Below are 15995 nucleotides of genomic sequence, written 5' to 3' on the forward strand. Positions count from 1 at the left end.
CCGTCAGTGAGTCATGAAGGAGGAGACGGGCAGGGCGCGTCCGACGATCCGGACGTCGCCGAGACGGCCGTGGAAGATCTGGTCGATCGTGCCGCCGTACTCGTAGCCGCCGAGCAGCCACGGCAGACCCACCGAGGTGATGCCGACGGCGGGCGCCTTCGGGTTGCGGACCACCGGGCAGCCCTGGACGTACAGCGTGGAGTGCTTACCGTCGTTGACGAGGGCGAGGTGCCACCAGGTCTCCAGCGGTGTCTCCTGGCCCCAGTTGGTGGCGATGCCCTGCTGGTTGAGCGGGCGCATGGCCCACTGCGGCTCGCGGTCGTTGGAGAGCGAGAGCGTGGCGAGCGGCTCGTCGGGGTCGTCGGCGGTCTTGCCCGCGGCACCGCCGGTACCGGTCCTGCTGACCAGGCCCGACCAGGCGTTGTGGTCCGGGTCCCAGTCCGCGGGGAGCCGGTAGAACGCCTCGATGGTGTACCCCTTCTCGAAGGTCGCCCTGTTGAGCGGGGCCCCGTCGACGGTCTTCAGGTACGCGCCCTTGAGCGGCGACTTGTAGCCCTGGAACTCCAGGCTGCCGTGGCCGGGCTGGTCGGGGTGATGGTCGGCGGACCAGCCCAGTGAGCCGCCGCCGACCGACACCACGGTGAGGTCGTTGCCGCGGCCGGAGAGGTCACGGACCGTGCCGGAGACCGCCGACTCGAAACGCCAGTACGCGGCCGTACCCGGCACGAGCATGGTGGCCGCCGGACGCGCCGCACGCGCGGGCTCCGGAGCGAAGCCGGCGAACCGCGAGGCGAAGTCGATGTCGACGGAGAACCGGTCGGCGTCGCCGCTGAGTTCGATCTCCTGCCGCTCCAGCTCGTTGAGCCCCTTGGCGGCCCGGCCCAGGATCCACGGGGAGACCGTCTCCACGTCGATCACGCCGCGGTCGAGGTCGAAGCGGTACAGGCGGATCATGGCGGCGCCGCCGAAGTACCGGTTCTGGTAGTTCGTCAGGTGCAGGTGGACGTCGTTGCCGGCCGTGTTCTTGAGGGTTGCCCGCCCGGCCGGCCAGTAGTGCCCGTTGAGGGTGAGGAAGATCTGGTCGTGGTCCTTGACCAGTTGATCCCACAGCTGCTGACCGTAGTCCGAGAGGGTGTCGTCCTCGACGACCAGCTCGTGCGTGGTCAGGACGACCGGCGTCCTCGGGTGGGCGGCCAGGACACTCTTCGCCCAGGCGTACCCCTGGTCCGAAAGGCGCCAGTCCAGCGCGAGCACCATCCACTCGCGGCCCGCGGCCTCGAAGAGGTGGAAGGTGTTGTAGCCGTCGGGCGAGGCACCGCCGAAGGTCCTGCTGCCCTTGAACCGGTCGGGGCCGAACACGTCCAGGTACGGCGACGCACCGCGCTGGTCGGTGGTGGACGACTTCACGTCGTGGTTGCCCGCGAGGACGCTGTAGCCGACACCCCGGCGGTCGAGCAGCTCGAACGCCTCGCCGATCGCGGCGAACTCGGGTGCCGCGCCGTTCTGCGTGAGGTCGCCGAGGTGGGACAGGAAGACGATGTTCTCGTCCTTCCCGTGCTCCAGCAGATACCGCAGTGCGGCCTCGACGGGAGCCTTGTCGATGCTCGGCCCGTCGAAGAGGTACTGCGTGTCGGGCATGACGGCGAGCGTGAAGCGCCGGCTGCGGGTGTCGGGACGATACCCGGACACCGCGGCCTCGGCCACGGTCGGCAGGGCGACGCCCGCCGTGGCGGCCGCGCTCAGCAGCGCCGTCGCCCGCAGGAAACTGCGCCGTCCGGCACCGGCCTGGGCGGCCTCGCCCTGATCGTGCTCATGCGAAGTGCACACGTGTGCTCCGTTGCGAGGGAAGTGAAGAAGAAGGGGGAGTCAGAGGGCGCGCAGAGTCCAGCTCCAGCGATGGACGCCCGGCGCGACGAGGTAGGAGGCGGTGGTGTCCGGTCCGCAGGAGGCGGTGCCGAGGCCGCGGTGGGCCGCGTCGATGTGCACGACACAGCCCGCCCGCGGGACGAGTTCGTCGTGGTGCGTCACGCCGGTGAGGTCCGCGGCGCGGTACCGGCTCACGCCGACCTGGCGCGGTTCGTCCAGGATGACCGCGAGGCCGGTGGCGTCCGGCGCGGAGAGCGTGAAATGGCGTACGCCGTGACGGCCGCCGCTCTCCTGCGGGCGCAGATAGGGGGTGAACAGTGCGTCCACGGGCACGGAGTGATGGCCGACGGGCGCCCCGAAGGCGCGGTCCGGATACGACTCCCAGGGGCCCTGTCCGTACCACTCCATCAGGTCGAGCCCGGCGACCGTCTCGAAGACCGAGCCGACCCGCGCCACGTCGTCGAGCCCGTCCGGCAGCTCGGCCGACTCCGCGACATGGATCGCGCCCTCGACCGCGGTGAAGACCTGCAGATGGCGGACGACACCGGCCGCACAGGCGTACTCGGCGTGCACGGTGACCCGTCCGGGGCTCCGCCGTACGTCCGCGACCTTGCGCACCAGGGCGTCGAGTCCCCAGTCGCGCCAGCGCGGTGCCATGCCGCCGAGCTCGTCGTTGTCGGTGGGCGCCCGCCACAGGGAGAGCGTGGGTGCGGCGGTGAGCAGGGGGTGGACCAGGAGACCGTCGTCGGCGACCTCGACGGAACGATTCTTCACTCTCACCGGAGCCTGCGGAACCGCCTCCCGCAGCCGCACCTGCGGCACGCACACCACCGTCCCGCGCGGCGCCCAGGGCTCGTCCCCGGCGGTCGTCACCCGGAGCGTCAGCCACGCCTCGCCGCCCTCCTCGGGCAGCTCGAACGGCAGCGGTACCGCCGCCGTCTCACCGGGCCGCAGATCGGGCAGCTCGGCGGGCGTGGTCAGAGTGCGTCCGTCGGCGAGCGAGAGCTCCCACTCGCCGGTCAGCCAGGCCAGGCCCCGGAAGTGCTGGTGGTTGCCGAGGACGATGCCCTCGTGCCTGAAGCACTCGATGCGCACCGGCGCCGCGATCTCGCGGTGCTCGTACATCACCGGCTTGGGCGTGCGGTCGGGGAAGACCACGCCGTCCGCGATGAAGGCGCCGTCATGGAGGAGTTCGCCGAAGTCGCCGCCGTAGGCCCAGCGGTGGCCGGGCGCGGCGACACCGTTGTCATAGAGCCCGACGCCCCCACGTCCGACCGGTCTGCCGTCGTTCACACGCTGCAGAATGCCGTGGTCCCAGAACTCCCAGATGAACCCGCCCTGAAGACCTGGCGTTGACTCGATGGCCGCCCAATGGTCCGCGAGTGTGCCGTTGCTGTTGCCCATGGCATGCGAGTACTCGCACCAGATCAGGGGCTTGGTCTGCCGCCCGGAGAGCGCGTGCTCCATACACTCCTCGAGCGAGGCGTACATGGGGCAGGCGATGTCGGAGGCCACCGAAGGGTCCGCCCAGTCGAGTTTTGCCGCCCCCTCGTACTGGATCGGCCGCGTCGGGTCGTGCCGGCGCACCCACCCGGCGGCCGCGTCATGGTTCGCGCCGTAGTCCGACTCGTTGCCCAGCGACCAGATGACGACCGACGGATGGTTCTTGTCCCGCAGCACCATCCGCGAGACCCGGTCCACGAAGGCGTTCAGATAGCGCGGGTCGTCGGCGATCTCGTGGGCGTGGTCGTGGGACTCGATGTCCGCCTCGTCGACGACGTAGAAACCGAGTTCGTCGGCGAGGTCGTAGAGGGCGGGATCGTTGGGGTAGTGGGAGGTGCGGATCGCGTTGAACCCGAAGCGCTTCAGCGTGATCAGGTCCGCGCGCATGTCGTCGTACGACACCGTGCGCCCGGTCAGGGGGTGGAAGTCGTGCCGGTTCACGCCCCGGACGAAGATCCGCTCGCCGTTGACCAGCAGGTCGCGGCCGGTGATCTCGACGTCCCGGAAGCCGGTCCGGTGCCGTGAGGTGTCGGCGACCGTGCCGTCGGCGCGGTGCAGTCGGACGGTGAGCGAGTACAGCTCGGGTGTCTCGGCGTTCCAGGTGCGGACGTCCTCCACGACGGTCCGCAGCCGTGCCTCGCCGAGGAAGTCGGAGACCCGCTCGTCCTCGGCGTTGAATCGGTCGAACTCCGCGTCCTGGGTGAGCAGGTGCCCCTCCAGCTCGCCGCTGACGTACCACCCCTCGGGCAGTGCGCCGCCCGTGTCCCGCACCCTGCAGTCCACCCGCAGCTCGCCGCTGCGGGACGCCCGCACGGTCACGTCCGCCAGATGCAGCGGATCCGTCGCGTACAGCAGCGCGGACCGCGTGATCCCGCCGTGCCACCACTGGTCCTGGTCCTCGATGTGCGAGGCGTCCGACCACTTGACGACCGTCAGCCGTACGACGCTCCGCGCGCCCGCGCGCACCCGTCCCGTGAGATCGAACTCGGCCGCCAGATGGGAGTCCTTGGAGACGCCGACGGGCCGCCCGTCCACGTGCACGAGGAGCACGCTCTCGGCGGCCCCGACCTGGAGCACGATCCGGCGACCGGCCCACTCGGCGGGGACGTCCACCTCGCGCTCGTAGACGCCCGTGGGGTTGCCCGCGGGGGAGTGGGGCGGGTACTCGGGGAACGGCATCCGCACGTTCGTGTACTGCGGCAGGTCGTCGGTGCCCTGCACGGTCCAGGCCCCCGGCACGTACGCCGAGGACCAGGAGCCGCCGACCGGCGCGTCCGGAGCGGGCAGCAACTGGAAGCGCCAGTCGCCGTCCAGGGGGAGTACTCCGGAGCGCCGGTCGACGGCGTTCATGGGCAGCCGTCCCCAGGAGGTCACCTCGGGTGCCTCCCAGGGGCGCAGGGCGATCAGGGGATCGGCCGTCATCCGCGCACGGCTCCCTTGGCGAGGTCGCCGATGATCTGCTTGGCGCCGATGGCGAACACGATCAGCAGCGGGACGAGGGCGAGCAGGGCGCCGGTCATCACGATCCCGTAGTCGGTGGTGCCGTGGGTGCCGTTGAGCTGGGACAGCGCGACCTGGAGGGTCACGTTGTCGGGGTTGGTGAGGGCGATCAGGGGCCAGGCGAAGTCGTTCCACTGGCCCATGAAGGTGAAGATGCCCAGGAAGGCGAGACCGGGGCGGACCACCGGCAGCGCCACGTGCCAGTACTGGCGGAGGAAGTGCGCGCCGTCCAGCTTGGAGGCGTCGAGCAGTTCGTCGTGGATGGCGGACTTCATGTACTGGCGCATCCAGAAGATGCCGAAGGCGTTGGCCGCGGCCGGCACGATCAGCGCGGTCATCGAGCCGATCCAGCCGATCCTCGCCATGATCACGAACTGCGGGATGACCGACAGCTGCGCCGGCACCATGAAGATGACCATGAGCAGCCCGAACAGCACGTTCTTGCCCGGGAACTCGAACTTGGCGAAGACGAAGGCCGCGAGCGAGTCGAAGAGCAGGACGAGGAAGGTCACCGACACCGCGACCAGCAGCGAGTTCCACATCGACCCGAAGAAGTCGATGGCGTCGAAGAGGTTGCGGACGTTCTCCAGGAAGTGCGTTCCCGGCAGCAGTTTCGGCGGGTACGCGAAGATCTCCGACGAGCTGTGCGTCGACATGATCACGGCCCAGTAGAACGGGAAGGCCGAGAGCACGGTGCCGATGATCAGCGGGAGGTGCAGCGCGATCCCTCTGCGGCGGGATCCCTTGATGGCAGCCATGATGCGCGCCCTTCCTAGTCGCCGCGGCGCTGCACGAGGCGCCAGTTGATGATCGAGAACAGGACGACGACGAGGAAGATGCCCCACGCCACCGCGGCGCCGTACCCGAAGTCGTTGTTGTCGAAGGTCTGCTGGAAGAAGTAGAGGACCATCGTCTGGCCCGAGTGACCGGGCCCGCCCGCGAACGTCGAGTCGTTGGACGAGGTCTGGAGCAGGACCTGCGGTTCGGAGAAGCTCTGCAGACCCGTGACCGTCGAGACGACGAGCACGAACAGCAGCGTGGGCCGCAGCAGCGGGAGCGTGATCCGGAAGAAGGTCTGGATCGGACCGGCGCCGTCCATGCGCGCCGCCTCGTACAGCTCGCCCGGGACGGTCTGCAGGCCGGCGAGGAAGATGATGGCGTTGTAGCCGGTCCACTGCCAGGTCATCAGGGCGGCGATGGTCACCTTGATCCCCCACGGCGTGTTCAGCCAGGCCACCTGGTCGATGCCCACCGAGTGCAGGACGGCGTTCACCACACCGCTGTTGGTGGAGAAGATCGAGCCGAAGACGATCGCGATGGCGACGACCGAGGTGACGTTCGGCAGGAAGTACGCGACGCGGTACAGGCCCTTGAACCGGACCGCGGAGTTGAGCATCACGGCCGTGACCATCGCCAGGAAGATCATGGGGAAGGTGGCCAGCGCCCAGATGATGAGCGTGTTCCCGATCGAGTTCCAGAAATCGCCGTCGCTCAGCAGGTACTGGTACTGCGAGAGCCCGGCCCACTCCATCGAGCCGAGGCCGTCCCAGCGGTGGAAGGACAGGTAGAGCGAGAAGCCGACCGGGAACAGGCCGAAGCCGAGGAAGATCAGATAGAAGGGGGAGATCGCGGCGTAGAGGTGCCAGTACTTGCGCAGGCCCTTCTTGGGCTGCGTGGGCGTGGGCTGTGCCACCGCGGGCGGAGTCTGCTCGAGGACGGCCATCAGTAGCTCACCCCCAGGTGCTTCGCGATGCGACGGCACTTGCTCATGGCGTCACTCCAGGCCTTCTTGGGGTCCTTGCCGAGGACGCCGACGTTCTTGATCTCGTCTTTGATGGGCTGCCCGAGCGCGACGTCGAACGGACTGTTGTAGGCGACCACGATCTTCTGCGCGGCCGGCCCGAAGATGTCGGTCGTGACCTGGCCGCCGAAGTACGGGTCGGGCTCCCGCATCTGCTTCAGGCCGTACGAGGCGGGCGTGGAGGGGAAGAGGCCCGCGTCGACGTAACCCTGCGCCTGGTTGGACGCGTTGAGGATCCAGGTGATGATCTCGAAGGCCCGTTCGGGCTCCCGGCACGCCTTGGTGATCGCCAGGAACGATCCGCCGTTGTTGGCGGGCCGCACCGGCATCTGGGCGACCCGGTACCTGCCCTTGGCCTTCGGCACACCGTTCTTGATGTCGAAGGCCGCCCAGGAGGCGCCCAGTTCACTGGGCAGCTTGCCGTCCTGCTTGGCCGACAGCTGGTCCGGGGTGCCGCTCACGAGGTCGGAGACGATCCCGCGGCGCTTGGCCTCCACGGCGAGCGCCCAGGCGTCGCGCACGTGCTCCTGGTCGCCGATGAAGTGGCGGTCCTTGTCGACGTACCGCTTGGAGCCCTGCTGCACGACGTTCTCGAACACGGAGTTGACGTCGGTGAGGAGCATGGTCCCCGGGATCCGCTTCTTGAGCTGCTCACCCGCGGCGAAGTAGCTCTCCCAGGTGTTCAGCTCCTGCGACACGTCGTCCGGTTCGTACGGCAGCCCCGCCTTGCGGAAGATCTCGTACTGGTAGAAGTGCCCGACCGGTCCGCAGTCGATCGGGAAGCCGACCATCGTGCCGTCGTCGGCGATGCCCTGGTCCCACTTCCAGGACAGGTACTGGCTCTTGTACTTCTCCGCGCCCAGGGTCCGCAGGTCGATGAACTGGTCCGCGTTCGGCAGGTAGGCGGCCATGTCCTCGCCCTTGAGCCCCGCGATGTCGGGGATGTGGGCCCGGCCGGTGATGGTGGTGATGAGCTTGGAGCGGTACTGGCCGCCGATCTGGATGGCGTCCAGGCTCACGGAACTGCCGTAGCGGGCCCTGGCGTTCTTCACGACGGTGTCGCTCAGACCGCCGCTCCAGTACCACAGGACCATGTTCCGGCCGGTCGAACCGGTCGGAACGGCGCAGCCGGTGGCCAGGCCGCCGAGTGCCGTGGCGGCTGTACCGCCCAGGCCCGCGCGCAGCAGGCCTCTTCGTGAGAGCCGCACAGCTCCCACCGCCTTTCGGATCATTTCGGGACGTGCATGGGGGGCTTGCGTGGGAGTTGCGGGGTCAGTGCTGCCGTGCGCTGTCGGGTGGGGGCACGGGGGAGTGCGCGGACTGCGGGGTGTCCGGGGAGATCGGGGCGTGCTCGGCCGACGAGGTCTTCGGGGCGGCCGGAGCGTGCTCGGCCCCTGGAACCACCGGCGCGAACGCTGCCGGCCGGGCCGGCGGTGTGATCGGCGCGTAGTGGACCGGTGGGCCCACGTCCGCCGGGAGCCGGTCGGCCAGGAATCCGTACGCCCGCTTCAGGTCGGGGTCCGTCAGCGAGCGCCACCACCGGTCCACTCCGTACCAGCCCGGGGCGGCCAGGGCCCCGCCGTGATGCCGTACGGAAAGACCCGCGGCGAGGACGGCGAACCGCAGCCGTTCCTCCAGCGGCCAGCCGCCCAGCGAGGCGGCGACGAAGGCGGCGCCGAAGACGTCTCCCGCGCCCGTGGCATCGAGGACGTCGACGGCGAGGGCCGGGACGTCCGCGTACTCGCCGGTGGTCTGGTCGACGGCGACCGCGCCGTCCCCGCCCCGCGTGACCACGGCCACCGGCACCAGCTCGGAGAGCGTGCCGAGGGCCGCGACCGCGCTGTCGGTGCGGGTGTAGGCCATCGCCTCGGTCTCGTTGGGGAGAAAGGCGTGGCACAGGGCCAGCTGGTCCAGGAGGTCGGTGGACCACACCTGGGTGGGATCCCAGCCGACGTCCGCGTAGATGTGCGTGCCGTTCGCGGCGGCCTTGGAGAGCCAGGCACGCGGCTCGGACTCCAGATGCACCAGGGCCGTGCGCGCCTCGGGCGGGTCGCCCATCAGCGCGTCCTGGGAGTACGGCGGTTCCTGGCCGTGGGTGACCAGCGCCCGGTCGTCACCGTGGGCGAGCGCGACGGTGACGGGGGTGTGCCAGCCGTCCGCGACCCGCGAGAGCGAGAGGTCGACACCTTCCTGACCCGCGAGGACCTCCTGGCAATAGCCGCCGTAGAAGTCGTCGCCGAAGACCGTGGCCAGGGAGGTGCGCAGGCCGAAGCGGGACGCGGCGACCGCCAGGTTGGCGATGCCGCCGGGGCCGCAGCCCATGCCGGCCGTCCAGATCTCCTCGCCCGGCGTCGGCGGCTTTCCCAGACCCGTCAGGACGAGGTCGTAGAAGAGCAGCCCGGTCAGCAGCACCTCGGGCCGGTCGTCGTCCACGTGAGCGCCTCTCGTCAAAACACGTCAATTTCGATGACGGGAATCGTGCGCCGCTCGGCGAGATTGGTCAATACCCAAGCAGAACTGAGCATGGAAATGATTGAAGATGACGAGTAGTGTTCACGGCGTGCTGGCTGAACGACGACACCAACTCATCCTGCGGGCCCTGCGCTCAGGCGGTCCCGCGGCCGTGACGGATCTCTCCGAGCAACTCGGTGTGAGCCCCGCCACCATCCGGCGTGACCTCGTCAAGCTGGAGGAGGACGGGCTGCTCACCCGGGTCCACGGCGGCGCGCGCGCCGAGGAGGGCGACCAGCCCTTCGCCGAGGTCGCCGAGGTCCGGGTGGCGGAGAAGGACGCCATAGCCGCCCGGGCGGCCGCGCTGATCGCCGACGGACAGTCCGTGCTGCTCGACATCGGCACCACCGCCTACCGCCTGGCCCGGCAGCTGCACGGCCGCCGGCTCACCGTGATCACCAGCAACCTGGTGGTCTACGAGGAGCTCGCCGACGACGAGGGCATCGAGCTGGTGCTGCTCGGCGGCATGGTCCGCCGCGAGTACCGCTCCCTGGTCGGTTTCCTCACCGAGGACAACCTCCGCCAGCTGCACGCCGACTGGCTCTTCCTCGGCACCAGTGGAGTGCGCCCCGGCGGGCAGGTGATGGACACGACGGTCGTCGAGGTGCCGGTCAAACGGGCCATGATCAAGGCGAGCGACAAGACCGTCCTGCTCGCCGACACGGCCAAGTTCCCGGGTACGGGCATGGCGAAGGTGTGCGGTCCGGAGGAGCTGGACGTGGTGGTGACGAACGCGCCGGTCGACGCGGCGACCCGCTCCTCCCTGGAGGAGGCGGGCGTCGAGGTGGTCCTGGCAGGAAAGGTACAAGCTTGAATCCGCGCCCCCGGAATCGAAGGAGATCCCTGGCTCACGCCGCTCGACCGCTCGGTGGGCGACCGGGTCGTACGCGATCGACAGCGGCCGGGTCGACGCCGGCCCGGGTTCTCGGAGCAAGTGCAAGGAGGCAGCGCGTGCCCGGTTCTCGCGACGCGCTGCCCGTAGATGATTCGTCCCAGCCTGAACGCCGGGGCATTTTTGGAGGCACCCGGTGAAACTGACCATTCTTGGCGGCGGCGGCTTCCGGGTCCCGCTCGTGTACGGCGCGCTGCTGACGGACCGCGCCGAGGGCCGGGTGACCGAGGTCGTCCTGCACGACCTGGACGCCGGCCGGCTCTCCGCGGTCGGCCGGGTCCTCGCCGAACAGGCGGCCGCCGTCCCCGATGCCCCCACGGTGACCACCACGACCGACCTCGACGAGGCTCTGCGCGGCGCCGACTTCATCTTCTCGGCGATCCGCGTCGGTGGCCTGGAGGGGCGCGCCGACGACGAGCGGGTGGCCCTCGCGGAGGGTGTCCTCGGCCAGGAGACGGTCGGCGCGGGCGGCATCGCCTACGGCCTGCGCACGGTCCCGGTGGCCGTGGACATCGCCCGGCGCGTGGCCCGGCTCGCTCCCGACGCCTGGGTCATCAACTTCACCAACCCGGCGGGCCTGGTCACCGAGGCCATGTCCCGCCACCTCGGCGACCGGGTCATCGGCATCTGCGACTCTCCGGTCGGCCTCGGCCGCCGCATCGCGCGCGTGCTCGGCGCCAACCCCAACGAGGCCTGGATCGACTACGTCGGCCTCAACCACCTCGGCTGGGTCCGCGGTCTGACGATCGCCGGCCGGGACGAGCTGCCCCGGCTGCTCGCCGACCCCGACCTGCTCGGCTCCTTCGAGGAGGGCAAGCTCTTCGGCGTCGACTGGCTCCAGTCCCTCGGCGCGATCCCCAACGAGTACCTGCACTACTACTACTTCAACCGCGAGGCCGTCCGCGCCTACCAGCACGCCGAGAAGACCCGCGGCGCCTTCCTCGCCGACCAGCAGGCGCGGTTCTACGACGAGGTCGGCGCCCCCGGTGCCAAGGCGCTGGACGTGTGGGACCGCACGCGTGCCGAGCGCGAGGCCACCTACATGTCCGAGAACCGGGAGACGGCCGGCGCCGGAGAACGCGACGCCGACGATCTCTCCGGCGGCTACGAGAAGGTCGCCCTCGCCCTGATGAGGGCCATCGCCCGCGACGAGCGCACCACCCTGATCCTCAATGTCCGCAACCAGGGCACGCTCTCCGTGCTCGACCACGACGCCGTCATCGAGGTGCCCTGCCTCGTCGACGCCAACGGCGCCCACCCGGTCTCCGTCGCACCGCTGCCCGGCCACGCCACCGGACTGGTCTGCTCGGTCAAGGCGGTCGAGCGGGAGGTGCTGGCCGCCGCCGAGTCCGCCTCGCGAGCGACCGCGGTGAAGGCCTTCGCGCTGCACCCGCTGGTCGACTCCGTCAATGTCGCCCGCAAGCTGGTCGAGGGCTACACCTCGGTCCATCCCGGGCTCGCGTACCTTAAGTAGCGGCCACTTTTAGAAAGCGCTTTCCCCTCGCCTGTCGGCCCCACCAGCTCGCTCTCTCCCTCCCTGGAGACCCTTCATGCACGACGAACGCCGCCGCATCGAGGAGCGCGTCCAGCGCGCCCACGACCAGCGCATCAAGCCCGCGGTCTACGCGGCCACCGTCCCCTTCGAGGTCGAGGCCTGGCAGGCGCCTGGCGAGCCGGTCTCCTTCGAGGAGGCCGCGGCCGCCCGCTACACGCCCTTCGCGATGGACACCCCGTGGGGCCCGCCCTGGGGCACCACCTGGTTCCGGATGCGCGGCCGGGTGCCCGCCGAGTGGGCCGGACGGCGCGTCGAGGCGGTCATCGACCTCGGCTTCGTCGGCGACTGGCCCGGCAACCAGGCCGAGGCCCTGGTCCACCTCGCCGACGGCCGCCCCCTGAAGGCCGTCAACCCGCTCAACCAGTACGTCCCCATCGCCAACCCGGCGAACGGCGGCGAGGAGATCGACTACCTGGTCGAGGCGGCCTCCAACCCGGACATCCTCAAGGACAACTTCTCGAAGATCACGCCGATGGGCGACAAGCTCACGGCCGGGTCCGCGCCCCTCTACACCTTCCAGCGCGCCGACCTCGCCGTCCTCGACGAGGAGGTCTTCCACCTCGACCTGGACCTCCAGGTGCTGCGCGAGCTCATGGTCCACCTCGCCGAGCACGAGCCCCGCCGCCACGAGATCCTGCACGCCCTGGACCGGGCCATGGACGCCCTCGACCTGGACGACGTCTCCGGCAGCGCGGCGGCGGTCCGCCAGGTCCTCGCACCCGTGCTCGCCAAGCCGGCCAACGCCAGCGCCCACACGGTCTCCGGTGTCGGCCACGCCCACATCGACTCCGCCTGGCTCTGGCCCATCCGCGAGACCAAGCGCAAGACGTCCCGCACCTTCTCCAACGTCACCGCGCTCGCCGACGAGTACGACGACTTCATCTTCGCCTGCTCCCAGGCCCAGCAGTACGAATGGGTCCGCGACAACTACCCGCACGTCTGGGCCCGCATCCAGGAGTCCGTGAAGAAGGGCCAGTGGGCCCCGGTCGGCGGCATGTGGGTCGAGGCCGACGGCAACCTGCCCGGCGGCGAGGCCATCGCCCGCCAGCTCATCCACGGCAAGCGGTTCTTCATCGAGCACTTCGGCGTCGAGACCAAGGGCGTCTGGCTGCCGGACTCCTTCGGCTACACCGCCGCCTACCCGCAGCTCGCCAAGCTGGCCGGCAACGACTGGTTCCTCACCCAGAAGATCTCCTGGAACCAGACCAACAAGTTCCCCCACCACACCTTCTGGTGGGAGGGCATCGACGGCACCCGGATCTTCACCCACTTCCCGCCGGTCGACACCTACAACGCCCGCTTCAGCGGCGAGGAGATGGACCGCGCGGTCCGCAACTACAACGAGAAGGGCGGCGGAACGCGCTCCCTGGCCCCCTTCGGCTGGGGCGACGGCGGCGGCGGCCCCACCCGCGAGATCATGGAGCGGGCCCGGCGCCTCGCCGACCTGGAGGGCTCGCCCAAGGTCGTCGTCGAGCACCCCGACGAGTTCTTCGCCAAGGCCCGCGAGGAGTACCCCGACGCCCCGGTCTGGGTCGGCGAGCTCTACCTCGAGCTGCACCGCGCCACCTACACCTCGCAGGCCCGCACCAAGCAAGGCAACCGGCGCTCCGAGCACCGGCTGCGCGAGGCCGAGCTGTGGGCGACGACGGCCGCGCTGCACGCGCCGGGCTACTCGTACCCGTACGAGAAGCTCGACCGCCTGTGGAAGACGGTCCTGCTCCACCAGTTCCACGACATCCTGCCGGGCTCCTCGATCGCCTGGGTGCACCGCGAGGCGGAGGCCGAATACGCCCGCGTGGCCGCCGAGCTGGAGACGCTGACCGCCGAGGCGGTGGCCGCGCTGGGCGCCGGTGGCACCCGCGTCTTCAACACCAGCCCGTTCGACCGCTCCGAGGTGGTGCGCACGGGTGATCAGGCTCTGGCGTACGTCGAGGTGCCCGCGAACGGCAGCGCGCCCCTGGCCGACGCCGAGCCCGCGCAGCCGGTCCGTGTCGCCGGTCGCGTCCTCGACAACGGGCTGGTGCGGGTGGAGGTGGCGGAGGACGGCACGCTGTCGTCCGTCCTCGATCTGCGGGCCGGCCGGGAGGTGCTGGGCGACAAGGGCAACCTGCTCCGCCTGCACACCGACCTCCCGAACTACTGGGACGCCTGGGACATCGACAAGCACTACAACAACCGGTACACCGATCTCCTGGAGCCCACGTCGGTCGAGGTCGTCTCCAAGGACCCGCTGCTGGGCGCGATCCGGGTGACGCGGTCCTTCGGCAAGGGCTCGACGATCACCCAGACCATCACCCTGCGCGCCGGCAGCCCCCGGATCGACTTCGAGACCGAGATCGACTGGCACGAGGCCGAGAAGATCCTCAAGGCCGCCTTCCCGGTGGACGTCCGGGCCGCGCACTCCTCCGCGGAGATCCAGTTCGGCCACATCCAGCGGCCCACGCACACCAACACCAGCTGGGAGGCGGCCCGCTTCGAGGTCTCCGGCCACCGCTGGGTGCACGTCGGCGAACCGGGCTACGGCGTCGCCGTGCTGAACGACTCCACCTACGGCCACGACGTCTCCCGCACGGTCCGCGAGGACGGCGGTACGACGACCACGGTCCGGCTCAGCCTGGTCCGCGCCCCGCGCATCCCGGACCCGGAGGCCGATCAGGGCACGCACCGCTTCACCTACTCGCTGCTGCCCGGCGCGAGCATCGAGGACACCGTCGCCGAGGGCTACTCCCTCAACCTCCCGCTCCGGGTGGCGGACGCGGCTGGTACCCCCGAGCCGGTCGTCTCGGTCGACGGCGAGGGCGTGACCGTCGAAGCGGTCAAGCTCGCCGACGACGGGTCCGGTGACGTGGTGGTCCGGCTGTACGAGTCGGGCGGCGGTCGCGCCCGGGGCGTGCTGCGCACCGGCTTCCCGCTCGCCGGCGCCCAGGTCACCGACCTGCTGGAGCGCCCGCTGGAGGACGAGACGGCCGAGGTCACCGACGGCGGCGTGGCGGTCTCGCTGCGGCCGTTCCAGGTGCTGACGCTCCGCCTGCGGAGGGGGTGACCCCGTGTCCATGCAACCCTGGTTCACCGACGCCAAGTTGGGGATCTTCATCCATTGGGGCATCTACGCCGTCGACGGCGTCCAGGAGTCCTGGTCGTTCTACGACGACATCGTCCCGCACGACCAGTACATGTCCCAGCTGGAGCGTTTCACGGGGGCCGAGTACGACCCCCGTGAGTGGGCCGATCTGTTCGCCCGTGCCGGCGCCAGGTACGCCGTGCTGACGACCCGTCATCATGACGGCGTGGCCCTGTGGGACACGGAGTACGGCGACCTGAACCTCGGCAAGGACTACGTCGGCCCCTACGCCGAGGCCCTGCGCGAACAGGGCCTCAAGGTGGGCTTCTACTACTCCCACTCCGACTGGAACCACCCCGACTACGCCTCCACGCGCAAGCCGGGCCGCCCGCCGGAGCAGGAGGACAACCGCTACTCCGAGGTCGCCGCCGAGGACGAGGACCTGGCGGCCTGGGAGCGGTTCATCGCCTACCGCGACGGCCAGATCCGGGAGCTCGCCTCCCGCTACCGGCCCGACCTGATGTGGTTCGACGGCGAGTGGGACCGCAGCGAGGAGCAGTGGCGCATCCCCGAACTCGCCGCGCTCATACGGTCGTACGTGCCGGACGTCGTCTTCAACGCGCGCATGCTCAGCGAGGGCGACTACGCCACCCCCGAACAGGGCGCTCCCATCGAACCGCCCGACGGCCCCTGGGAGTTGTGCCTGACGATCAACGACTCGTGGGGTTACCAGCACCACGATCACCACCACAAGTCGCTCGCCCAGCTGATCCGCTACTTCACCGAGACCATCGGCGGGGGCGGCAATCTGCTCCTCGACGTCGGCCCGATGGAGGACGGCACCATCCCCGAGCCTCAGGTGGAACGCCTGGAGGGTCTGGGGGAGTGGATCCGCAAGCATTCCGAGGCCGTGTACGGGACCGTGCGCGGGCTGCCCGCCGGGCACCACTACGGACCCAGCACGCTCTCCGCGGACGGCCGGACGCTCTATCTCACCCTGTTCGACGTCCCGCGGGCCGAGATCGGGGTACGCGGCCTGGCCACACCGGTCCGCAAGGTCACCGTCCTCGGCACCGGTACCGAGCTGGCGCACCGGGTGGTCGGCGGACTGCACGAGGCGGTCGGGGTGCTGTGGATCGATCCGCCGAACGGGGCGGACCTCGATCCCTACGCCACGGTGCTGGCGGTCGAGCTGGACGGGGAACTGGAGCTGTACCGGGGGTCGGGCCGGTTCTGAGGCTCCTCGCCCGAGGTCCCGTGAGGCGGGGGGCACCGGACCCCGGAATTGACCCATGATTCCGGCCGG

General features: G+C 70.1%; 10 protein-coding genes. 4 read left to right on the forward strand and 6 right to left on the reverse strand.

Annotated features, from left to right (window positions below; translation table 11 throughout):
• Window positions 1-3: 3 nt before the first annotated feature.
• From AQJ46_RS34500 to AQJ46_RS34525, 6 genes are all read right to left on the reverse strand, one after another.
• On the reverse strand, window positions 4-1827 hold the full coding sequence (locus tag AQJ46_RS34500; protein ID WP_059209297.1) for a LamG-like jellyroll fold domain-containing protein: 1824 nt from the start codon (window positions 1825-1827) through the stop codon (window positions 4-6).
• Between the two features lie 39 nt (window positions 1828-1866).
• Entirely contained in the window at window positions 1867-4791 is a 2925-nt protein-coding gene (locus AQJ46_RS34505; protein WP_059209298.1) for a glycoside hydrolase family 2 TIM barrel-domain containing protein, read from the reverse strand.
• Window positions 4788-5627 (reverse strand): carbohydrate ABC transporter permease, encoded by an 840-nt coding sequence (locus tag AQJ46_RS34510; protein ID WP_057612710.1) that lies wholly within the window; start codon window positions 5625-5627, stop codon window positions 4788-4790. Before AQJ46_RS34510 ends, AQJ46_RS34505 begins: the two co-directional genes overlap by 4 nt.
• A gap of 14 nt (window positions 5628-5641) precedes the next feature.
• Entirely contained in the window at window positions 5642-6592 is a 951-nt protein-coding gene (locus AQJ46_RS34515; protein WP_059209299.1) for a carbohydrate ABC transporter permease, read from the reverse strand.
• A complete protein-coding gene (locus AQJ46_RS34520; protein WP_059209300.1) occupies window positions 6592-7878 on the reverse strand; it encodes an ABC transporter substrate-binding protein in 1287 nt (428 codons plus the stop codon). The genes AQJ46_RS34515 and AQJ46_RS34520 overlap by 1 nt, the downstream gene beginning before the upstream one ends.
• A 64-nt stretch (window positions 7879-7942) precedes the next feature.
• The gene (locus AQJ46_RS34525) at window positions 7943-9103 is read right to left on the reverse strand and encodes a carbohydrate kinase family protein (protein WP_225887467.1); all 1161 of its coding nucleotides are present in this window, start codon (window positions 9101-9103) and stop codon (window positions 7943-7945) included.
• Window positions 9104-9230: 127 nt separating this feature from the next.
• Here AQJ46_RS34525 and AQJ46_RS34530 point away from each other — a divergent pair, with 127 nt between their 5' ends.
• The 4 genes from AQJ46_RS34530 (at window position 9231) to AQJ46_RS34545 (ending at window position 15926) form a co-directional block, all read left to right on the forward strand.
• Window positions 9231-9995, forward strand: coding sequence for a DeoR/GlpR family DNA-binding transcription regulator (locus AQJ46_RS34530; RefSeq protein WP_059209301.1), 765 nt, complete (start codon window positions 9231-9233; stop codon window positions 9993-9995).
• Between the two features lie 214 nt (window positions 9996-10209).
• Entirely contained in the window at window positions 10210-11547 is a 1338-nt protein-coding gene (locus AQJ46_RS34535; protein WP_059209302.1) for a 6-phospho-beta-glucosidase, read from the forward strand.
• 76 nt (window positions 11548-11623) lie between these two features.
• Window positions 11624-14671, forward strand: a complete 3048-nt coding sequence (locus AQJ46_RS34540; RefSeq protein WP_059209303.1) for an alpha-mannosidase — start codon at window positions 11624-11626, stop codon at window positions 14669-14671.
• A 4-nt stretch (window positions 14672-14675) separates the two neighbouring features.
• The gene (locus AQJ46_RS34545) at window positions 14676-15926 is read left to right on the forward strand and encodes an alpha-L-fucosidase (protein WP_208617026.1); all 1251 of its coding nucleotides are present in this window, start codon (window positions 14676-14678) and stop codon (window positions 15924-15926) included.
• Window positions 15927-15995 lie beyond the last annotated feature (69 nt).

It is taken from the genome of Streptomyces canus, assembly GCF_001514145.1.
Lineage (GTDB): Bacteria > Actinomycetota > Actinomycetes > Streptomycetales > Streptomycetaceae > Streptomyces > Streptomyces canus.

What these genes read in the sequence shown, in the direction of transcription:
- AQJ46_RS34510 (WP_057612710.1), bottom strand. Translation starts at nt 5,627, where the DNA reads ATGGCTGCCATCAAGGGATCCCGCCGCAGAGGGATCGCGCTGCACCTC.
- AQJ46_RS34505 (WP_059209298.1), bottom strand. Translation starts at nt 4,791, where the DNA reads ATGACGGCCGATCCCCTGATCGCCCTGCGCCCCTGGGAGGCACCCGAG.
- AQJ46_RS34540 (WP_059209303.1), top strand. Translation starts at nt 11,624, where the DNA reads ATGCACGACGAACGCCGCCGCATCGAGGAGCGCGTCCAGCGCGCCCAC.
- AQJ46_RS34515 (WP_059209299.1), bottom strand. Translation starts at nt 6,592, where the DNA reads ATGGCCGTCCTCGAGCAGACTCCGCCCGCGGTGGCACAGCCCACGCCC.